Consider the following 19823-nt stretch of genomic DNA (forward strand, 5'->3'; position numbering starts at 1 on the left):
CGCGATGGCAACCTCGCCAATGAACGCTTTGCGGCCCTCCCGCGGCCAGCCATGATCCGCGCCATGAACCCTGATTCCAACACCGCCCTCGCCGGCCTCAAGGTGGTCGAGATGGGCCAGCTGATCGCCGGTCCCTTCTGCGGCAAGACGCTCGGCGAATTCGGCGCCGAAGTCGTGAAGATCGAGGCGCCGGGCAGCGGCGACCCGCTGCGCAACTGGCGCCTGCTGCAGGACGGCACCTCGGTCTGGTGGCAGGTGCAGTCGCGCAACAAGCGCTCGGTGGCGATCGACCTGCGCGCCGCCGAAGGCCAGGAGATCGCGCGCCGGCTGATCGCCGAGGCCGACGTACTGATCGAGAACTTCCGGCCCGGCACGCTCGAGGGCTGGGGCCTGGGCTGGGACGACCTGCGCCGGATCAACCCCGGGCTCGTGATGTTGCGCATCTCGGGCTACGGCCAGACCGGGCCCTACCGCGACCTGCCCGGCTTCGGCGCCATCGGCGAAGCGATGGGCGGGCTGCGCCATCTCACCGGCGAGCCCGGGCGGGTGCCAGTGCGGGTGGGCGTCTCGATCGGCGACACGCTGGCGGCGCTGCACGGCACCATCGGCGTGCTGCTGGCGCTCTACCACCGCAAGGTGCATGGCGGCCCGGGCCAGGTCATCGACGTGGCGCTGCACGAGGCGGTCTTCAACGTGATGGAAAGCCTGCTGCCCGAGTACAGCGCCTTCGGTGCGGTGCGCGAGGCGGCCGGCAGCGCGCTGCCGGGCATCGCGCCGTCCAACGCCTACCGCTGCGCCGACGGCTACGTGCTGGTCGCCGGCAACGGCGACAGCATCTTCCGCCGCCTCATGGAAGTCGTGGGCCGCCCCGACCTGGCGTCAGCACCCGACCTGCAAGGCAACGCCGGCCGGGTGGCGCGGGTCGACGAGCTCGACGCCGCGATCGGCGCCTGGACCCTGTCGCGCACTATCGACGAGGTGCTTCGGCTGCTCGGCGCGGCCAGGGTCCCGGCGGGCCGGGTCTACACCGCCAAGGACATCCACGAAGACCCGCACTACCGGGCGCGCGACATGATCCTGCGCCAGGTCACGCGCGACGGCCACGCGGTCGACGTGCCCGGCATCGTGCCCAAGCTGTCGGGCACGCCCGGCAGCGTGCGCTCGTCGGCGCCGCGGCTGGGCGACGACACCGATGCCGTGCTGCGCGAAGCCGGCCTGACGGCCGAGCAGATCGCCCTGCTGCGCTCGAAAGGAGCCATTGCATGACCGCATCGAGCACACCCTGGACGGGCGCACGCCGCCGCGTCCACATGCAGGAAGTCGGCCCGCGCGACGGCCTGCAGATGGAATCGGCCTTCGTGCCCACCGCCGACAAGATCGCCCTGATCGATGCGCTGTCGGCCGCCGGCCTCGCCAAGATCGAGGCCACCGCCTTCGTCTCGCCGCAGGCCATCCCGGCGCTGCGCGACGCCGAGATCGTGCTGCGCGAGATCGCCCGCGCACCCGGCGTGGTCTACACCTGCCTGGTGCCGAACCTGCGCGGCGCCGAGCGGGCGATCGAGGCGCGCGCCGACGAACTCAACCTCGTGATGTCGTGCAGCGAGACCCACAACCTGGCCAACCTGCGGATGACGCGGGCCCAGTCGTTCGCTGCGCTCTCGGGAGTGATCGGGCTGGCGCGGCAGGCCGGGGTGCCGGTCAACGTCTCGCTCTCGTGCGTGTTCGGCTGCCCGATGGAGGGCGACATCGACCCGGCCGTGGTGCTCGAATGGGCCGGGCGCTTCATGGCCGCCGGCGCCCGCGGCATCACGCTGTGCGACACCACCGGCATGGCATTCCCGAGCCAGGTGTCGCGCATCGTCGGGCTGTTCCGCCAGCGCCTGCCGGCCGCCGAACTGACGCTGCACTTCCACAACACGCGCGGCATGGGCCTGGCGAACGTGCTGGCCTCGCTGGACGCCGGCGCCGACCGCTTCGACGCCTCGCTCGGCGGCCTCGGCGGCTGCCCCTACGCGCCGGGCGCGAGCGGCAACGTGTGCACCGAGGAGATCGTGCATGCCCTCGAACTGATGGACTTCGACACCGGCTGCGACCTGGCGCTGTTGCTGCAGGCCGCCGCCAGGCTGCCGGGCCTGATCGGCCACGAGATCCCGAGCCAGATCGCCAAGGCCGGCCGCCGGCTCGACCTGCACGCACCGCCGCCGGATTTCGCGCTTTGGCGCGACCGGGCGCTGGCGCGCGACGCCTGAAGACCCATTTTTTTCTTAGAACGACGACAGGAGACTTCCATGAAACCCGCTCACACCCTCTCGCGCCGCGCCCTCGGCCTGGCCGCGCTCGGCATCGCCGCCTTGGGCGTCGCCCCGGCCCTCCACGCGCAGGCGCCCGCCGGCTACCCGAGCCGGCCGGTGATGCTGCTCGTGCCGACGGCGGCCGGGGGCACCACCGACATCGCCGCGCGCATGCTCGGCGTCCCGCTGGGCGCCGCGCTCGGCCAGACTGTGGTGGTCGACAACAAGGGCGGCGCCAACGGCGTCATCGCCGCGGGCGCAGTGAAGCGCGCCGAGCCCGACGGCTACACGCTGCTGATGCAGTACTCGGGCTACCACGTCATCACGCCGCTGGTCAGCAAGCAGGCGCCGCAATGGGAGGCGAAGGACTTCACGCCGGTGGCCAACGTGCTGTCGGCGCCGCAGATCGTGGTGGTGCGCGCCGACCTCCCCTTCAAGACCATGGCCGAGCTGGTGGCCTACGCCAAGGCGCATCCGGGGAAGATCAACTACGCCTCGTCGGGCAACGGCTCGCTGCAGCATGCGACCGGCGCGATGCTCGAGCAGCAGGCCGGCATCCAGCTGACCCACATCCCGTACAAGGGCACCGGCCCGGCGCTGCAGGACCTGCTGGGCGGCCAGGTCGACATCACCTTCGGCACCGCGCCGCCCTTCGTGCCGCACATCCAGTCGGGCAAGCTGCGGGTGCTGGCGACCACCGGCAAGACCCGTCTGCCCAGCCTGCCCGACGTGCCGACGACCGCCGAAGCCGGCCTGCCGAATCTCGACGCCACCTCGTGGTTCGCGGTCTTCGCTCCGGCCAGGACACCCAAGCCGATCATCGACAAGCTGACGGCGGAGATCGCCCGGATCGTGTCCACGCCCGCCTTCAGGCAGAAGGCCCAGGAACAGGGTGCAACGGCCGACTACCTGAATCCGCAGCAGATGGACGCGCTGGTGAAATCCGAGACCGCGCGCTGGACGGAGGTCGTCAAGGCGGCGAAGATCGAGGCGGATTGAGCGGCGCCGGGCGGCTCGCGGACAGCCGGGCGGCGGCTCGTCCCACAGCCGGAACGCCCGGCCTCGCCGACACTCGAAACACCATGCGATCTCTCGCCCGATTTCCATTGAACGCCGCCGCCGCGGCCGTGCTGCTCGGCGGCCTGCTGGCCGGCTGCGCCAGCGACCCGTCGCGGGTCCAGCTGGGCACGCCCCGGGACGCGGTGCTCCAGCAACTGGGCCCGCCGACCGCCACCTACCGCTTCACCGGCGGCGAGCGGCTGCAGTATTCGCGCGGCCCGGCCGGCTTCCAGGTCAGCAATGTCGACCTGGACGCGGCGGGCCGCGTCCAGTCGGTGCGCCAGGAACTCGACGAGGGCCTGTTCGGCAACACGATCCGGCCCGGCCAATGGCGCATTCCCGACGTGCTCTTCACCTACGGACCGCCCTACCAGCAGACGCGCGTGACCTCCTTCGACGGCACGGTCTGGTCGTGGCGCTACCTGCACATCAACAACCGGCGGTTCCTCTATATCTACGTCGATCCCACGGGGCTGGTCGACCACTACAACGTGGGCGACGACCTGGAGTTCGAGCGCTGGCGCTGGTAGCCGTCGCCGCGCAGTCCATCGCAAGGCCGGTCGCCCGGTCCGGTGGACGGCTTGCCGTCGGCGCGGAGATACTTCGGCCATGCCCGAATCCATGACCCCCGCCGACCCGCGTCTCTGGCTCGAAGAGGTCGAGGGCGCCGACGCCCTGGGCTGGGTCCGCGAGCAAAATGCCCGGACCCTGGGCACCCTGGCCGCGACGCCGGCATTCGCCCGCACCCAGGCCTCGATACAGGCCGTGCTCGACTCCGACGCCAGGATCGCCGAGGTCGCCAAGATCGGCGAGCTCTACTACAACTTCTGGAAGGACGCCGACCACCCGCTCGGCCTGTGGCGGCGCACCACGATGGCCGAGTACCGGGGCGCCGACCCGGCCTGGGAAACCGTGCTCGACCTCGACGCCCTCGCCGCCGCCGAGGGCGTGCAATGGGTCTGGCACGGTGCGTCCGTGCTGCGCCCCGCGTACCGCAAGGCGCTCCTGAGCCTGTCGCGCGGCGGCGCCGATGCCGACGTCACGCGCGAGTTCGACCTGGTCGCCAAGGCCTTCGTGACGCCCACGGAAGGCGGCTTCTTCCGGCCCGAATCCAAGGGCGGCCTGGCCTGGATCGACGACGACACGGTCTATGCCTTCACCACCCTCGGCGAGTCGGCGTCGACCGCCTCGGGCTATCCCCGGGTCGCCCGGCGCTGGGCCCGCGGTACGCCGCTGGAGGCCGCCCCCGCGGTGTACGAAGGCCTGGCCGACGACATGTACATCTCGGCCTGGCGGTCCCACACACCCGGCTTCGAGCGCGACTTCGTGTCCCGGTCGCTGGCCTTCTACAGCGCGGAGCTGTTCCTGCTGGCCGAGGGCGACCGGTTGCTGAAGGTCGACGTGCCGCTGTCGGCCCAGCCGAGCATCCAGCGCGAATGGCTGCTGGTCGAATTGCGCGACCCCTGGGAGGTCGGCGGCCGCAGCCACCCCGCCGGCGCCCTGCTGGCGACCCGGCTCGAGCGCTTCATGCGCGGCGAGCGCGATTTCGAGGTCCTCTTCGAGCCCGGCCCGACGCGCTCGCTGGCGGCCGCGACCTGGACCCGCAGCCACCTCGTGGTCAACGTGCTCGACGACGTGAAGAACCGCCTGCACGTGCTGACGCCGCCGGCCAGCGGCAGCGGGCCGTGGACCCGCAGCGAATTCATCGGCGCCCCGCCCATCGGCAGCGTGCACGCCTGGGCGGTCGACCGCGACGCCAGCGACCAGATCTGGCTGAGCGCGACCGACTACCTCACGCCCTCGACTCTCTCGCTGGCCACGGTGGGGCAGCCGCCCGAACTGCTCAAGGCCATGCCGGCCTTCTTCGACGCCACGGGCCTGGTGGTGGAGCAGCGCTTCGCCAATTCCGACGACGGCACCCGCGTGCCCTATTTCATGGTGCGCCGGGCCGACCTGATGTTCGACGGCACGGCGCCGACGCTGCTCTACGGCTACGGCGGCTTCGAGATCTCGCTGACCCCGGGCTATTCGGGCGCCCTCGGGCGCGCGTGGCTGGACCTGGGCGGCGTCTACGTGGTGGCGAACATCCGCGGCGGCGGCGAATACGGGCCGCGCTGGCACCAGGCCGCGCTGCGGCAGAACCGCCATCGCGCCTACGAGGATTTCTCCTCGGTGGCCAAGGACCTGGTGGCGCGCGGGGTCACCTCCCCCCGGCATCTCGGCGCCCAGGGCGGCTCCAACGGCGGGCTGCTCGCCGGCATGATGCTGACCCGCTACCCGGCGCTGTTCGGCGCCGTGGTGATCGAGGTCCCGCTGCTCGACATGCGGCGCTACACGCACCTGCTGGCCGGCGCCTCCTGGATGGCGGAGTACGGCGACCCCGACGACCCGGCGCAGTGGGAATTCATCCGCAGCTTCTCGCCCTACCACCTGTTCGATCCGGGGCGTGACTACCCCCCGGTGCTGTTCACCACCTCGACCCGCGACGACCGCGTGCACCCGGCCCATGCGCGCAAGATGGCGGCGGCGATGATCGAGGCCGGCAAGGACGTGAGCTACTACGAGAACATCGAGGGTGGCCACGGCGGCGCCGCCACCAACGCGCAGGCGGCGACCCTGAAGGCGCTGGCCTACCGCTTCCTCTGGGAGCGGCTCGGCCCGGCGCCGGCGGCCGGCGACGAAGCGCTGCGGGTCCAGTTGGCCGAGCGCACGGCCGAGCTCGCACAGCGCGCCGGCGAACTCGCGCTGATCAACAGCATCCAGCAGGGCATGGCCGCCAGGCTGGAGTTCCAGGCCATCGTCCGCATGGTCGGCGACAAGCTGCGCGAAGTGTTCGACTCCGGCGACATCAACATCCTGTGGTGGGACGACAAGACCGGGCTGATGCAGGCGCTCTATCGCTACGAGCACAACCGGCCGCTGCCGCTGCCGCCGGCGCGGCCCCTGAAGCCGGACGGCCCGGCCGAGCGGATCCTGCGCACCCGCCGGCCCGTCGTGGCGAACTCACGCGAGGAACAGACCCGCGCCGGATTCGTGCCGGCCCCGGGGACCGACTGGGCGCATTCGATCGTGGCGGTGCCGATCATCGGCAGCGACCGGGTGCTGGGCATCCTCGGCATGCAGGACCACGAGCGCGAACATGCCTTCGGGAGCCACGCCATCCGGTTGCTCGAGACCGTGGCGGCGAGCATGGGCCTGGCGCTCGAGAACGCCCGCCTGTTCGACGAGATGCAGGCGACCCTGGAGCGGCAGACCGCCATGTCCGAGGTGCTTCAGGTCATCAGCAGTTCGATGGAGAACGCACAGCCGGTGTTCGACAAGATCCTCGACAGCTGCCAGCGCCTGTTCTCCGGCTCGCAGATGGGCATCTCGCTGATCGGCAGCGACGGGCTGGTGCACCTGGGGGCCCACCGCGGCTCGGCCCGCGAAGCCCTCGAGAAGTACTATCCGCGGCCGATCGACCCGATCCCGGTCGCGGTGTCGCAGGAGGCGCTCGCGGTGCTTCATATTCCGGACGTGCTGGCGGAGCCGCACCTGCCTCGCTTCATGCGCGAGCTGGCCGAAACAGTCGGCACCTACGCGATCATGATCGCCCCGCTGATCTGGGAGGGGCACAACATCGGCTCGATCCACGTCACGCGGCAGCCCCCGGGCCCGTTCGACCCGAAGGAGATCAAGCTGCTGAAGACCTTCGCCGACCAGGCCGTGATCGCGATCCAGAACGCGCGCATGTTCGCCGAGACCAAGGAAGCGCGGGCCGCGGCCGAGGCCGCCAACGAGGCCAAGAGCGCCTTCCTGGCGACCATGAGCCACGAGATCCGCACCCCCATGAATGCCGTCATCGGCATGAGCGGGCTGCTGCTCGACACCGCGCTCGATGCCGAGCAGCAGGACTACGTCTCGACCATCCGGGACTCGGGCGATGCACTCCTGACCATCATCAACGACATCCTCGACTACTCGAAGATCGAGGCCGGCCGGATGGACATCGAGGCCCATCCCTTCGACCTGCGCGATTGCGTGGAGTCGGCGCTCGACCTGGTCAGCACCCGGGCGACCGAGAAGGACCTCGACACGGCCTATGTCTTCGAAGGCGAGGTGCCCGCCGCAGTGAGCGGCGACCTGCCGCGGCTGCGGCAGATCCTGCTGAACCTGCTGAGCAACGCGGTGAAGTTCACCGAGGCCGGCGAGGTGGTGGTGACGGTCGGCGCCGACGCCCGGCCGGGCGGCCGGGTCGCGCTGACCTTCGCGGTGCGCGACACCGGCATCGGCCTCTCGCCGCAGGGCATGGGCCGGCTGTTCCAGTCGTTCTCGCAGGCCGACTCCAGCACCACCCGCAAGTACGGCGGCACCGGCCTCGGCCTGGCCATCAGCAAGCGGCTGGCCGAGATGATGGGCGGCCGCATGTGGGCCGAGAGCGGCGGGCTGGGCACGGGCTCGACCTTCCATTTCAGCATCGAGGTGCCGGTGGCGCCGCTGCCGCCCAGCCGGCACCGCGACTTCCTCGGCGTGCAGCCCGAACTGCAGGGCCGGCGCGTGCTGGTGGTGGACGACAACGCGACCAACCGCCGCGTGCTGGCGGCGCAGGTCGACAAATGGGGCATGGCCGCGCGCGCCACCGAATCGCCCCTCGAGGCCCTGCACTGGATCGAGCAAGCCGAGCCCTTCGACCTGGCGGTGCTCGACATGCACATGCCCGGCATGGACGGCATCGCGCTGGCGCGACGTGTGCGGGCGACCCGCCCGACCCTGCCGCTGGTGCTGTTCAGCTCCCTCGGCCGGCGCGATGCGGGCGAGGCCGAATCCCTGTTCGACGCCTACCTCGGCAAGCCGATCCGGCAGTCGCACCTGTTCGACACCCTGATCGGCCTGCTGGCGCCTGAATCGGCCGCCCGGCCTACGGACGGCGGCGCCCTCAAGCCGCAGATCGATCCGTCGATGGCGGCGCGTCATCCGCTGCGCATCCTGCTGGCCGAGGACAACGCGGTGAACCAGAAGCTCGCGCTGCGCCTGCTGCAGCAGATGGGCTACCGGGCCGACCTGGCCGCCAACGGCATCGAGGCCGTCGAGTCGGTGCAGCGCCAGGCTTACGATGTGGTGCTGATGGATGTACAGATGCCCGAACTCGACGGCCTGGATGCGACCCGGCAGATCTGCGAACTGCTGCCGGGCACGCAACGACCCCGGATCGTCGCGATGACGGCCAACGCCATGCAGGGCGACCGCGAAATGTGCATGGCCGCGGGCATGGACGACTACCTGGCCAAGCCGATCCGCGTCGATCGGCTGGTCGAGGCACTGAACAGCGTGCCGCCACGAAAGGACCGAACGACATGAGCGATGCGACGATCGACGCTGCCACCTTCGCCGAGCTGCAGGAAAGCGCGGGGGCCGACTTCGTCAAGGAACTGGTGCAGACCTTTCTCGAGGAGGCGCCGGCGATGCTGTCGGAGCTGCGGGAGTCGCTCGCGGCGGGCCAGGCCGACGCCTTCCGCCGGGCGGCGCATTCCCTGAAGTCGAACAGCCTCACCTTCGGCGCGCTGGCGCTCGCCGCGCTGGCGCGCGAACTCGAGCTTGGCGGACTCGACGCCGCCGCCCTCCAGCCGAATGCGCTCGGTCCGCTCGAGGCCGAGTACGCCCGGGTGGCCCGGGCGCTGGAGGCGCTCTGCCGTGGCTGAACCCGACCCTCCCCTGGCCCGCCTGCTGGTCGCCGACGACAACAAGGTCAACCGCCTCCTGCTCACCCGGGGCCTCGAACTTCAGGGCCACAGCGTCAGCTGCGCCGAGAACGGCCGGATCGCGCTCGACATGCTGCGGCGCGAGCCCTTCGACCTGCTGCTGCTCGATATCGAGATGCCCGAGATGGACGGCTTCCAGGTGCTGGAGCAGCTCACCGCCGATCCCAAGCTGCGCGACCTGCCGGTGATCGTGACCTCGTCGCTGGAGGGGCTCGACAACATCGTGCGCTGCATCGAGCTCGGCGCCGAGGACTACCTGCCCAAGCCGGTGAACGCGGTGCTGCTCAAGGCCCGCATCGGCGCCAGCCTCGAGAAGAAGCGGCTGCGCGACCAGCAGAAGGAACTGGTGCGGCGCTTCGCCACCTCCGAGGTGGCGCAGGACCTCGAACAATCCGGCTTCGCGCTCGGCGGGCGGCATGTGCGGGGCTCGGTGATGTTCTCCGACATCCGCGGCTTCACCGCGCTGGTCGAGTCGCAGCCCCCCGAGGAGACGATCGAGCTGCTGAACGCCTACTACGCGCTGATGTTCGACGCCATCAACGACCATGGCGGAGTCGTCAACCAGATGATCGGCGACGGCCTGATGGCGATCTTCGGCGCCCCGCTGCCCATGACCGACCATGGCGTGGCCGCGGTGCGCGCGGCCCTCGAGATGGTCGAGCGGGTCGAACTCCTCAACACCCGGCGCCTCGCGGTCGACAAGCCCGCGATCCGCATCGGCGTCGGTATTGCCACCGGCGAGCTGGTGGCGGGCTACACCGGCACGCAGAAGCGCGCCACCTACACCTGCATCGGCGACACGGTGAACCTCGCCGCCCGGCTCGAGGAGCACACCAAGCTGGCGCAACGCACGATCCTCATCGACCCGGCGACCTGCGCCGCCCTGGGCGGGCGCATTCCGGTCGACCTGCTGGGCGCGGTCGCGCTGCGCGGCAAGGCGCTGCCGGTCGAGGTGTACGCCGTCGCCGGCCGGCCCGCACCGTGCGCCTGATCGTCGCGCTCGCGCTGCTGCATGGCTGCCTGTCGGCGGCCGTCGCCGCCACGCCCGCGGACGCCGGCCCGCCAGCCAGCTGGGGCGCGATCGCGTCCAGGCCGGGGGCGTACGGCTACGCCTTCAACCACGCGTCCCGCGACGCCGCCGAACGCGCGGCGCGCGCCCAGTGCGATCGCATGGCGGGCCGCGCGGGCAGCTGCGATGTGCGCGTCTCGTTCGACCGCTCCTGCGGCGCGCTGGCGACCGGCAACTTCGGCGAATGGGGCGCGGCCAGCGCCGCCACGACGAGCGCCGCGGGCAAGGCCGCGATCGCGCAATGCGAGGGCCTGCTGCCGACCGAGCCCTGCAAGGTCGTGACCAGCGTCTGCTCGGGGCGCTGAGCGCCGGCGCAGCGAACGCCGGCGCTACGGCGGGCCGCCTTCGGGTTCGCGCGCCGGCGGCGCGTACCAATTGGCGCGCGGCACCACCTTGTCGGCCGCCGGGTCTTGCACGTAGTGCGGAGACATGATCTGCACGCCGGATTCGTTGAAGACATCGAGCACATGGGCGTGCAAGGCGTTCAGCGCCTCGGCGCGCGGCCGCGGGCGTTCGGGCACGGCCTGGCAGACCAGCCGGTACTCCACGTAGAAGTCGGACAGCGCGGTCTTGAAGATCTGCGGCGGCGGCGACGCCAGCACGCCGCCGGTGCGCCTGGCCGCTTCGACCAGCATCGCCTCGACCTGGCGCCAGGGCGTGTCGTAGCCGATCGTCACGACCGTGTCCAGCACATAGCCGCGCCCCTCGACCGTGCGCGAGTAATTCTTGGTGGTCGAGGCCATGATCACCGAGTTCGGCATGCTGACCTCCTCGCCCAGCCCGGTGCGGATCTTGGTCGTGAAGGTGCCCACCTCCGTCACCGTGCCCTCCTGCTCGTTGATGCGCACGTATTCGCCGACGCGGATGGTGCGCGAGTACATCAGGATCAGGCCGCTGGCGGCCTGGCCGACCAGGCTGGAGCCGCCCAGGGTCACCATCAGGCCGAGCAGCACCGAGATGCCCCTGAAGGCGTCGCTCTGGGCGCCCGGCAGGTACGGATAGGCCATGGCGATGGCGAACAGCCAGACCAGCACGGCGAAGATCCGCCGGGTCGGCCCGGCCAGGTCGCGATCGATCCAGCCCAGGGTGGCGCGGCCGCGCTCGACCCGGTCGAACAGCGGCCTGAAGGCGGCCACCGCGCCGCGCGCCAGCAGGAAGATGACGACCGCGACGGCCAGGTCCGGCAAGGCGCCCAGCACGTTGCGGCCGATGTCGCGCGCGATGCCGATCAGGAACGCGCCCAGCTGTTCGCCCCAGGGCCGGGTGTAGGCGAAGCGCTTCAGGGCGAACACCAGCCATTCGTAGGCCATCACGGCCAGCACCAGCCAGATGAGTGCGCGCACCAGGTATTGCGCCATGGCGGCCAGCCGCGACGAATGCAGGATCGGCGTCCCGTCCAGCTGCAGACCGGCGGTCTTCGATTCCAGCAGATCGGCCGCACGCGAGGCCATCGCGTTGCGCAGGCGCCAGATGGCCCAGAGCCCCAGCGCGAAGACCAGCGTCGCGATCGCCGTCTCGGCGAGCGCGCGCAGCAACTGCCTGCGGTCGCGGGCCTCGCGGGTTTCTGCAATGGCGCGTGTCAGGGCTTGCTGCGCCGAGTGCGTGAACGATTCGAAGGACTCGCCGGTGCCGCGGTCGAGGTCCTCCGGCGTGAGGATCAGGGCGAAGCCGCCATCGATCATGAGCACGGCGCCCTGAGGCACCTGCTGCACCGTCACGAGGTCCGGGCCCCCCTTGGCCAGCAGGTCGTCGATGGTCCGCTCGGCCCGGCGGGCGCGTTCCGACGCCGACACGCCCAGGAAGTCGCCGCGCAGGGTGACGACGCGCCGGCTGAGCACCACCACATCGGCCGCATCCCTGGGTGCCGCCTTGGCGGCCGGGGCGGCTGCGGGCTGCGCCAGGGCGATCGCCGGGGCGGCGAGCAGGAGCAGGGCCCACAGGGCGGCGAGTACCAGGACCGGGACGCGTCTCATGCCGGCATCACTGGCTTGCGCGGGCCCCGGCCTTCTTCCACTGCCCGACGATCGACTCCACGCTCTGTGCCGGGCCCAGGTCGCCGAACACCTTGTCGAGCCCGTCGCGGCGCATCATGTCGCGCACCTCGCCGTTCATGTTCGACACCCGGAGCGTAATGCCCTGGCCCGCCAGTTCCTCGTGGCATTCGGCCAGCATGTCGGCGGCGGCCACGTCCACGTAGGGCGACGACGAGAGATCGATCACCACCAGCCGCACCGCCTTGCCCTGTTGCCCGATCGCCTCCATCAGGTCGGCCTTGACGTTGGGCGCGTTGGCATAGAAGAGGCCCGCATTGACGCGAAACACCAGCGAGCCGGGTTCGATCTCGTTGTCGGGATGGCGCGCCAGGTCGCTGTAGAGCTCGGTGCCCGGAATGCGGCCGAGCAGCACGGTGCTCGGATTGCTGGCCCGCCAGACCAGCAGCAGCAGCGACAGCACGGTGCCGATCATCACGCCTTCGAGCATGCCGAACAGCAGCACCCCGGCCATCGCGGCCAGGGCGATCCAGAACTCGCGCGGACTCACCCGCAGCAGGCGCCGCAGCGCCGGAATGTCGACCAGCCCCTTGACCGCGATCATCACGACCGCGGCCAGCACCGGCTCGGGAAGCTGCGTGAAGGCGCCGGTGAAGAACAGCACGATCACGGCCAGCAGCAGGCCCGAGATCGCGCCCGCCAGCGGCGTCTTCGCGCCCGCCTGGTCGTTGACCGCAGAACGCGACATGCTGCAGCCCACCGGCAGCGACGAACCCAGGCCGCAGACCACGTTGGCCGCACCGACCGCCAGCAGTTCCTGGTTGGCGTCGGCCGGGTACTTGTGCTTGGCCGCGAAGGTGCGCACCACACCCATGCCTTCGACGTACGACAGCAGGAACACCGCGAAGGCCGTGGGCAGCAGCGCCTGCGCGTCGGCCAGCGTGAACGAGGGCAGCCGGTACGGCGGCAGTCCGCTCGGTATCTCGCCGGTGATCTTGATGCCGTGGCCGCCGAGCCCGGTAAACATCATGAGCAGGATCGACGCCGCCACCACCACCAGCGCCCATGGAATGCGCGGCGCGAGCTTCTCGGTGACCAGCAGCACGGCGATCACGGCCACGCCCAGGCCGAGCGACCACGGGTTGGTGTCGCCCCGGTGCTGGAAGAGATAGGCGATGCGGTCGACGAACTCGCCGTGCGCGCCCTCGATGCCGAACAGCTTGCCGAGCTGTGTGGTGGCGATGTAGATCGCGGCGCCGGCCGAAAACCCGGTCAACACCGACTCGGAAATGAAATTGACCAGGAAGCCGAGCCGGAACACCCGCGCCACGACCGCGATGGCGCCGACCATGAGCGCGAGCAGCGCCGCCATTTCGGCATAGCGCGCCGGGTCCTTGAGGGACAGCCCCGCCAGGCCGGTCGCAACCAGGATCGACAGCGCCGAAGTCGGTCCGATGGCCGCCTGCCGCGAGGTGCCGAAGATCGCATACGCGAAGACCGCGAGCAGGCTGCCATAGAGGCCGGCCTGCGGCGGCAGTCCGGCGAGACCGGCATAGGCCATGCTCTCGGGGATGCAGAAGGCCGCGACCGTGACGCCGGCCAGCAGGTCGGCGCCGAGCCAGTCTCGGCGATAGTGCGGCGCCCAGTTCAGCACCGGCAGCAGGCGCGACAGCAAGGACGGGGTCGACGAAGTCGGATTGCTCATTGGCGCCCGGAGGGGTCGGGTGACGGCGCTCAATAAGGCGGATTGATGACCACGTACTGCCCGCCCTGCGGCTGGTACCAGACCGTGCCGCATTGCTGGTAGACCATGCCGCCGTAGTTGACCGGCACGCACCCGGCAGGGACCGAGCGCACCATCGAGCCGACCACCGCCGAGGTCACCGCGACGGTGGCGGTGACCGCGGCCGCGGTGGCGACCGGGTGGTAGTCGTTGTCCCAGCCGCAGTTGCGGCATCCGCCGCCGCCGCCGCCGCCCGCGACGACGACGTTGGTGTTGCGGTTGACGTTGTTGACGTTGACGTTGTTGACGCTGGTGTTACGGACATTGTTGGTGCGGACGTCCGCGCTGCGGTTGCTGACCTGCGCCCGATTGGCACCGCCACCGCCGCCCCCCGCATGCATGCCGCCGCCGCCGCCGCGCCCTCCTCCTCCGGCTCCGATGGCTCCGGCCGATGGCGCCCAGGCCAGGCCGGCGACCACCAGAACGCTCAGAAGGGCCGAGAAAGTCTTGCTTGCTGCTTGCTTCATGGCGCGGCTCCTTCAGGATGTCTTCAGGGGAACGAACTTGGCCTCGGTCGCCCCCTTGGGCGGCACGAACTTGAAGGTCGAATCCTTGAAGCCCGGGTTCTTCTTCCAGTCGAACAGCGTGGCCGATTGCGGCCTGGCGTCATCCGAGCGATTGGTGATCACGAGCTTGAGCGGCAGCGGGTTGGCACCCGCGGTGAGCCAGATCTGCCAATCGAGCTCGCCCTGGCGGAAGGCGTAGTGGTTGCAGAGCACCTCGTCCACGAAGTCCTGCCCGGCGAACATGGCCGACTGGATCGCGTCGAACGGCGCCTCCGGCGTTCCCCAGACGAACAGGTCGGCAGCAGGCACCTCGATGCCGAAGCGCTGCTTGAGCTTTTCGACCAGCACGCCCAGGTTATCGCTGAACTCGGCCTGCGAATAGGTCTTGAGCGCCGGCGTGAACAGGGTCACGGTCTTGCCGTCGTAGAAGAGCTCGCGCACCGAGCGCGGACTCGACATCCGCACGCGCATCTTGTTGGGCCGCGCGACCTGGAGTTCGGCGGTCGCCGCGTGCTGCAGCTTCTGGCCGTCGGCCAGCACCCGCTCGGCGGTCAGCGCGATCTCGACCTCGAAGCGCTTCAGCGACTGCAGGTGCGCGCCCATGTCCTTGAGCGCCTGGATCGCCTCGGGATCGACCGGATTGGCCGCCGGCTGGGCCGCGGCCGCGGCCGCGGGTGCCGGCGCGGCGGGCGCGGGCGCGGGCTGCGCATGCAGGCCCGCTGCCCCGAGCGACAGCGCCAGCACGCTGGTCGCCAGTAGTGTTCGAACCATGTCTGCTTCTCCTGGTCTGTGAAAGGGGCGACGGATCGCGGCGACGTCGGGACCCAGAATAGACACGACCAGTGTCCAAGTAAAGCTGCACTTTGGTGCAGTGCCGCTCTTGGGGCGGCGGCTCGGCGCCGACGGAAGTCCAGCGCTTGCGGCTCAACCCGCCGCCGGCTTCCACTGGCGCGCCCAATCGCTCAGAGGCGCGAGCGCCGCGCTCAACTTGCGTCCCTCGTCGGTCAGGCCGTAGCCGCCCTCGTCATGCGCGACCAGACCCAGCGAACGCAGTTCCGCCAGCCTGGTGTTCAACAGGCTGGAGTTGGTCTCGCAGGCCTCCTGCAGCGCGCGGAATGTCAGCTGCTGCGCACGCAGCTCCCAGAGAATCCGCAGGGTCGAGCGTCGACCCAGCAGGTCCAGGGCCACCATGATGGGGCGGCCGGTCTTCGAGCCGCGCACCGGCGCGCCGATCTTCGGAAGGGTCATGCTTTACTTTTCAAAGCAACCTCGATAGAGTGCATGCTTTAGAAACTGTAGCAGACGCCCGAGGTCGATCATGACTGCTCGCATCGCTCCCGCGGAACCGCCATTTGCGGCCGGCATCCAGGCTTCGCTCGACGGCCTCATGCGTGGCAAGCCGCCCCTGCGGCTCTTCACCACGCTCGCCAGGGACCCTCGCCTGTTCCAGAAATTCTTCGCCGGCGGGCTGCTCGACCGCGGACATCTCAGCTTGCGACAGCGCGAAATCGTCATTGCCCGGACGACCGCGCTGTGCAAGTCGGAATACGAGTGGGGCGTCCACATCGCGCTGTTCGCATCGCACGCCGGATTCGATGAAGCCCAGGTCGCTTCGCTGGCCGCCGGGCAGGCGCACGATGCCTGCTGGGCGGACGAGGACCGGCTGCTGCTCGTGCTGTGCGACATGCTTCATGCCGAGTGCGATGTCGACGACGCGCTGTGGCGGTCGCTGCAGTCGGCATTCAGCGATGAAGCGATTCTCGAACTGCTGATGCTGGCCGGCTTCTATCGCACGGTCAGCTACCTGACGAATGCCCTGCGCCTGCCGGCCGAGCCGGGCACGCCGGGCTTTGCCTCGTAGCGCCACCACGGTCGTCAGGGAGCGAAGACCTCGGCCCAGTCTCGCTTCATGCTCACGATGTCGATGCCGTACTGCGGCGCGTTGTCGAGCGCCTCGGCCAGTGGACTCAATCGGAACTCGCGGTCGTACGCGAATTCGCGGGTGCCGTCGTCGTGATGCAGCAGCAATGCGAGCCGCGGCCCGGGCCCGGTCTTCGTGTAGCGAAGCATCGCCAGGTCGCCGTCCGAATTTCCGAACGCCAGGATCGGCCGGCGTCCGATGTGAAGTCCGATGTTGCAGGGCTTGACCTCGCGGTCGTCGAACGAGTTCAGCTCCGGCAGCTTGACGAGCTGCCCGATGCCGTCCTGGATCTCGAAGCGCGTCTTGACGCTGGAACCGATGACATGGTGCCGCGGAATCTTGTAGACCTCTTCCGAGAATGCGCGCATCAGGTCGATGCCGCCGCCCGACACGATGAAGATCTGGAAGCCATGCTTCTGAAGGTACGCAACGAGTTCCAGCTGCGGGACGTAGACGAGATCGGTGAACAAGCGGCCCAGGCCGGCATGCTTCGCTTCAGCGAGCCAGTCCCGCGCCATCCGGTCGAAGGCTTCCTCGGTCATGCCCGCGTGCACGGCCGCCCCCACCTCGAAGAGGCCGCGCATCCCGGCCGCCTTGATCGCGGCCATGTCCTTCTCGACATAGGCCTTGAACGGCTGCCGCTCTGCGAGGCTCGGGTCGCGCGCGACCATGTCGTTCAGTCGATGCTGGGCGAAAGAAAACTGGACCTGGAGCGGCTGCTCGCACCACAGGGTGCCGTCGTTGTCGAAGGTCGCGATTCGATCGGCGGGCGGGACATGGTCCGGGCCGCCTTCCGAGGTCACCCTGGCCACGAAGTCGAGGATGGCCGTCTTGGCCGGGCCGTTGTTCCAGGACGAAAGTTCTGCACTCGGCATGACAAGCTCCTTACAGGTTGACGACAGGTTGGCGAGAGCGGCGCACCGGGGAGGCCCACGGTCTGGCAGTGCATGCATTCTGCAAGGATTCGGTCACTCTCTGGAGCCAGGGCGGGCACCGGCCGTGGCGAGCCCCAGCATATCCTTGGCGAGATCGACGAAGGCGCGCAGCTTCGGCGCCTGCGCGGCCCGCCTGGGAAAGTAGAGAAACAGCCCCGGCTCCTCGAACGCCGATTGCGGCAGGACCTGCCGCAGCCGCCCATCGGCAAGCTCGGCGCGCACCAGCGGCTCGAAGATGTAGGCGATGCCGATGCCGGCCAGCGCAAGGTCCCTGGCGTACAGCGCGTTGGTGACGCGCACCGTGCCCTTCACTTCCACGGACACATGGGCCTTGCGGTCGAGCAAGTCCCACGCATAGGTGCCGCCCGATGTCACGAAACGGAACCCGATGCAGTTGTGCCTTGCAAGCGCGCCGACGTTGCGCGGCGTGCCCGCTGACGCCAGGTAGGCCGGAGAAGCCACCACGATCGCCTTGAAGGGTGGCGTGAGCCGCACGGCCACCATGTCCTGCGCGACCGTATGACCGAGCCGCACGCCAGCGTCGTAGCCGCCAGCCACGATGTCTGCCAGCCCGTCTTCCGAGGTCACTTCGACTTCCACGTCCGGATGCCGCCGCGACATCTCGGCCACCAGCGGCGTGACGGCCATCGGCAGCGCCACGTGCGGCGCGTTGATGCGCAACACGCCGCCGACCCGGCCGAAGCTGGCGCCGAAGCCGTCCACCGCATCCGCGATCTCGGCCATGGCCGGCGCGAGTGTGTGGAGGAAGGCTTCGCCCGCCTCGGTGAGCCGCACGCTGCGCGTGGTGCGAGCGAACAGCGGCTGGCCGAGTTGCTCTTCGACCGCCCTCACCGCGTGACTGACCGCCGATGCGCTCATGCCGAGCTCGCCCGCGGCCGCTGCGAACCCGCGTCGGCGGTGCACCGCGAGAACGATGGCGAGATGCGGAAGGAGCTGCCGGTCCATTCATGCATCGTATCGCACAGTGCTTTCTATTTGATCGGTCTAGTCGATGAATGCCGATTGCGGAACACTCGCGTCCATGCCCTGCATGGGTCCGCCACCAAGAAAGGACTTCGCCATGACCTCTTCCGCCCAAGCCAGCACCTGGTTCATCACCGGTGCGTCGTCGGGTTTCGGACGCGCGTTCGCCGAACATGCCCTCGCCCAGGGCCACAACGTGGTCGCGACGGCACGCGACACGGCCCGGCTCGCCGATCTGGTCGCGCGCGCACCGGACCGCGTCCTCGCTGCCACGCTCGACGTCGCTGCGCATGGCGCCGCCGAAGAGGCGGTCAAGGCGGCGATCGCCCGCTTCGGCCGCATCGACGTGCTCATCAACAATGCGGGCTACGGCGTGGTCGGCGCGTTCGAGGAAACATCGGACGCCGAGCTGCGCGCGCTGATGGACACCAACTTCTTCGGCGCCATGGCCGTGACGCGCGCCGCGCTGCCCTTTCTGCGAGCGCAAGGCGCGGGCGCGATCGTCAACATCTCCAGCCTCGGCGGGCAGCTCTCGTTCGCCGGCTTCAGTGCGTACTCGGCATCCAAGTTCGCGATCGAAGGCGTGTCCGAGGCGCTGGCGCAGGAGGTCGCGCCCTTCGGCATCAAGGTGCTGATCGTGGAGCCGGGACAGTTCCGCACGCAACTGGCCGGCAGCGGCATGCGGCACATGCCGGTCATCGAGGACTACCAGGCGGTGGTCGGCGGCACGCGTGAATTCGCCCACGCGATGCACGAGACGCAAGCTGGCGATCCGCGCAAGGCGGCGGCCGCGATCGAACGCGCGCTGAACGCAGAACGCACGCCGCTGCGCCTGCAGCTCGGCGGCGATGCGGTCGATGCGGTCCGCGCGCATTCGCGGGCGCTGCTGAAGGAGATGGATGACTGGGAATCGGTGAGCCGTGGCACGGACTTCGACCGGCGTGTCGGAATCGACTGACCGCCACAGCACGACCCTTCCGACGCCCGACCGCCGGACCGCTTCGAGAATGGAACTCGCTTCCCAAGCCTCAAGAAGGAGCGTGCCGCCATGCGCAAGACACTGATCGATCTGGAGACCCGGTTCTGGCAATCCATGGTGGACCAGGACACCGACAGCGCGCTGTCGCTGCTGTGCGAACCTGCCCTGATGGTGAGTTCGCATGGCGCGATGCAATTCGACCACGCAGGCTATCGGAAGATGGCGGAGCAGGGATCGATGGTGGTGAAGGGTTTCGAACTCAGCGATGTCGAGGTGGTCTGTCCCAACGACACCACCGCCATCCTGGTCTACCGGGTCCGGCAGACGACTGCGCCCAGGGGCCAATCGGAGACCTCGACCGTGGAGATGCTCGACTCGTCGACCTGGGTGCGCGACGGCGACAAGTGGCTGTGCGCCATGCACACCGAGACGCCGGCACCGCCCAAGGCGTAGCGCTTAGAACTTATCCGTAAATTATGTTGACGTCGGCAGGTACCTTGCGGAAGGCAATGATGGCAGCGGCAAGGTGGTTGAGGGCGACGAAGCTGCGCTCGAGTTTCTCGTAGC

General features: G+C 69.6%; 18 protein-coding genes and 1 pseudogene. 11 read left to right on the forward strand and 8 right to left on the reverse strand.

What is annotated here, in order from left to right; genetic code table 11:
- Positions 1-63 precede the first annotated feature (63 nt).
- From QZH52_RS33140 to QZH52_RS33175, 8 genes are all read left to right on the forward strand, one after another.
- A complete protein-coding gene (locus QZH52_RS33140; RefSeq protein ID WP_301815416.1) occupies positions 64-1266 on the forward strand; it encodes a CaiB/BaiF CoA transferase family protein in 1203 nt (400 codons plus the stop codon).
- Complete coding sequence (locus QZH52_RS33145) at positions 1263-2249, forward strand: hydroxymethylglutaryl-CoA lyase (protein ID WP_301815401.1); 987 nt, start codon at positions 1263-1265, stop codon at positions 2247-2249. The genes QZH52_RS33140 and QZH52_RS33145 overlap by 4 nt, the downstream gene beginning before the upstream one ends.
- A 39-nt stretch (positions 2250-2288) precedes the next feature.
- Entirely contained in the window at positions 2289-3290 is a 1002-nt protein-coding gene (locus QZH52_RS33150) for a Bug family tripartite tricarboxylate transporter substrate binding protein (protein WP_301815402.1), read from the forward strand.
- An 83-nt stretch (positions 3291-3373) separates the two neighbouring features.
- Positions 3374-3880: a hypothetical protein gene (locus QZH52_RS33155; protein WP_286535953.1), complete on the forward strand. Its 507-nt coding sequence runs from the start codon at positions 3374-3376 to the stop codon at positions 3878-3880.
- Between the two features lie 91 nt (positions 3881-3971).
- Positions 3972-8687, forward strand: coding sequence for a response regulator (locus QZH52_RS33160; RefSeq protein ID WP_366919349.1), 4716 nt, complete (start codon positions 3972-3974; stop codon positions 8685-8687).
- Complete coding sequence (locus QZH52_RS33165) at positions 8684-9028, forward strand: Hpt domain-containing protein (RefSeq protein ID WP_286535956.1); 345 nt, start codon at positions 8684-8686, stop codon at positions 9026-9028. Before QZH52_RS33160 ends, QZH52_RS33165 begins: the two co-directional genes overlap by 4 nt.
- A complete protein-coding gene (locus tag QZH52_RS33170) occupies positions 9021-10079 on the forward strand; it encodes an adenylate/guanylate cyclase domain-containing protein (protein WP_286519088.1) in 1059 nt (352 codons plus the stop codon). The genes QZH52_RS33165 and QZH52_RS33170 overlap by 8 nt, the downstream gene beginning before the upstream one ends.
- Positions 10070-10462 carry a DUF4189 domain-containing protein gene (locus QZH52_RS33175; RefSeq protein ID WP_286535959.1) on the forward strand — a complete coding sequence of 131 codons (393 nt, stop codon included), beginning with the start codon at positions 10070-10072 and terminating at the stop codon, positions 10460-10462. Before QZH52_RS33170 ends, QZH52_RS33175 begins: the two co-directional genes overlap by 10 nt.
- Before the next feature lie 24 nt (positions 10463-10486).
- Here QZH52_RS33175 and QZH52_RS33180 read toward each other — a convergent pair whose 3' ends face one another.
- The 5 genes from QZH52_RS33180 to QZH52_RS33200 all read right to left on the reverse strand — a co-directional run bounded on the left by QZH52_RS33180 (position 10487) and on the right by QZH52_RS33200 (position 15685).
- On the reverse strand, positions 10487-12130 hold the full coding sequence (locus tag QZH52_RS33180; RefSeq protein ID WP_301815404.1) for a mechanosensitive ion channel family protein: 1644 nt from the start codon (positions 12128-12130) through the stop codon (positions 10487-10489).
- A gap of 7 nt (positions 12131-12137) precedes the next feature.
- Positions 12138-13853, reverse strand: coding sequence for a SulP family inorganic anion transporter (locus QZH52_RS33185; protein ID WP_301815405.1), 1716 nt, complete (start codon positions 13851-13853; stop codon positions 12138-12140).
- 29 nt (positions 13854-13882) lie between these two features.
- Positions 13883-14398, reverse strand: a complete 516-nt coding sequence (locus tag QZH52_RS33190) for a hypothetical protein (protein ID WP_301815406.1) — start codon at positions 14396-14398, stop codon at positions 13883-13885.
- 12 nt (positions 14399-14410) lie between these two features.
- Complete coding sequence (locus QZH52_RS33195; protein ID WP_301815407.1) at positions 14411-15208, reverse strand: DUF2092 domain-containing protein; 798 nt, start codon at positions 15206-15208, stop codon at positions 14411-14413.
- A 153-nt stretch (positions 15209-15361) separates the two neighbouring features.
- Positions 15362-15685, reverse strand: a complete 324-nt coding sequence (locus QZH52_RS33200; RefSeq protein WP_301815408.1) for a winged helix-turn-helix transcriptional regulator — start codon at positions 15683-15685, stop codon at positions 15362-15364.
- Positions 15686-15755: 70 nt separating this feature from the next.
- Between QZH52_RS33200 and QZH52_RS33205 the strand changes: the two genes are divergently transcribed.
- Positions 15756-16298 (forward strand): carboxymuconolactone decarboxylase family protein, encoded by a 543-nt coding sequence (locus tag QZH52_RS33205; protein WP_301815409.1) that lies wholly within the window; start codon positions 15756-15758, stop codon positions 16296-16298.
- A 14-nt stretch (positions 16299-16312) separates the two neighbouring features.
- Here the strand turns inward: QZH52_RS33205 and QZH52_RS33210 are convergent, their stop codons facing one another.
- Positions 16313-17233, reverse strand: coding sequence for an HAD family hydrolase (locus tag QZH52_RS33210; RefSeq protein ID WP_301815410.1), 921 nt, complete (start codon positions 17231-17233; stop codon positions 16313-16315).
- 93 nt (positions 17234-17326) lie between these two features.
- On the reverse strand, positions 17327-18259 hold the full coding sequence (locus QZH52_RS33215) for a LysR family transcriptional regulator (RefSeq protein ID WP_301815411.1): 933 nt from the start codon (positions 18257-18259) through the stop codon (positions 17327-17329).
- A 115-nt stretch (positions 18260-18374) separates the two neighbouring features.
- Between QZH52_RS33215 and QZH52_RS33220 the strand changes: the two genes are divergently transcribed.
- Positions 18375-19235 (forward strand): oxidoreductase, encoded by an 861-nt coding sequence (locus QZH52_RS33220; RefSeq protein ID WP_286535969.1) that lies wholly within the window; start codon positions 18375-18377, stop codon positions 19233-19235.
- Positions 19236-19325: 90 nt separating this feature from the next.
- Complete coding sequence (locus tag QZH52_RS33225; protein WP_301815413.1) at positions 19326-19709, forward strand: nuclear transport factor 2 family protein; 384 nt, start codon at positions 19326-19328, stop codon at positions 19707-19709.
- A gap of 10 nt (positions 19710-19719) precedes the next feature.
- On the opposite strand, the pseudogene QZH52_RS33230 reads toward QZH52_RS33225, so the two are convergent.
- Positions 19720-19823 (reverse strand): annotated as a pseudogene (locus QZH52_RS33230) (IS5/IS1182 family transposase); the annotation flags it as partial.

Origin of the sequence: Variovorax ginsengisoli, assembly GCF_030486595.1 — a bacterium.
GTDB classification, from domain to species: Bacteria; Pseudomonadota; Gammaproteobacteria; order Burkholderiales; family Burkholderiaceae_C; genus Variovorax; species Variovorax ginsengisoli_B.

Excerpts from the sequence above, each read along its gene's own strand:
- QZH52_RS33140 (WP_301815416.1), top strand. The coding sequence starts at position 64 with ATGAACCCTGATTCCAACACCGCCCTCGCCGGCCTCAAGGTGGTCGAG.
- QZH52_RS33145 (WP_301815401.1), top strand. The coding sequence starts at position 1,263 with ATGACCGCATCGAGCACACCCTGGACGGGCGCACGCCGCCGCGTCCAC.
- QZH52_RS33150 (WP_301815402.1), top strand. The coding sequence starts at position 2,289 with ATGAAACCCGCTCACACCCTCTCGCGCCGCGCCCTCGGCCTGGCCGCG.
- QZH52_RS33155 (WP_286535953.1), top strand. The coding sequence starts at position 3,374 with ATGCGATCTCTCGCCCGATTTCCATTGAACGCCGCCGCCGCGGCCGTG.
- QZH52_RS33160 (WP_366919349.1), top strand. The coding sequence starts at position 3,972 with ATGACCCCCGCCGACCCGCGTCTCTGGCTCGAAGAGGTCGAGGGCGCC.
- QZH52_RS33165 (WP_286535956.1), top strand. The coding sequence starts at position 8,684 with ATGAGCGATGCGACGATCGACGCTGCCACCTTCGCCGAGCTGCAGGAA.
- QZH52_RS33180 (WP_301815404.1), bottom strand. The coding sequence starts at position 12,130 with ATGAGACGCGTCCCGGTCCTGGTACTCGCCGCCCTGTGGGCCCTGCTC.
- QZH52_RS33185 (WP_301815405.1), bottom strand. The coding sequence starts at position 13,853 with ATGAGCAATCCGACTTCGTCGACCCCGTCCTTGCTGTCGCGCCTGCTG.
- QZH52_RS33190 (WP_301815406.1), bottom strand. The coding sequence starts at position 14,398 with ATGAAGCAAGCAGCAAGCAAGACTTTCTCGGCCCTTCTGAGCGTTCTG.
- QZH52_RS33195 (WP_301815407.1), bottom strand. The coding sequence starts at position 15,208 with ATGGTTCGAACACTACTGGCGACCAGCGTGCTGGCGCTGTCGCTCGGG.
- QZH52_RS33200 (WP_301815408.1), bottom strand. The coding sequence starts at position 15,685 with ATGACCCTTCCGAAGATCGGCGCGCCGGTGCGCGGCTCGAAGACCGGC.
- QZH52_RS33205 (WP_301815409.1), top strand. The coding sequence starts at position 15,756 with ATGACTGCTCGCATCGCTCCCGCGGAACCGCCATTTGCGGCCGGCATC.
- QZH52_RS33210 (WP_301815410.1), bottom strand. The coding sequence starts at position 17,233 with ATGCCGAGTGCAGAACTTTCGTCCTGGAACAACGGCCCGGCCAAGACG.
- QZH52_RS33215 (WP_301815411.1), bottom strand. The coding sequence starts at position 18,259 with ATGGACCGGCAGCTCCTTCCGCATCTCGCCATCGTTCTCGCGGTGCAC.
- QZH52_RS33220 (WP_286535969.1), top strand. The coding sequence starts at position 18,375 with ATGACCTCTTCCGCCCAAGCCAGCACCTGGTTCATCACCGGTGCGTCG.
- QZH52_RS33225 (WP_301815413.1), top strand. The coding sequence starts at position 19,326 with ATGCGCAAGACACTGATCGATCTGGAGACCCGGTTCTGGCAATCCATG.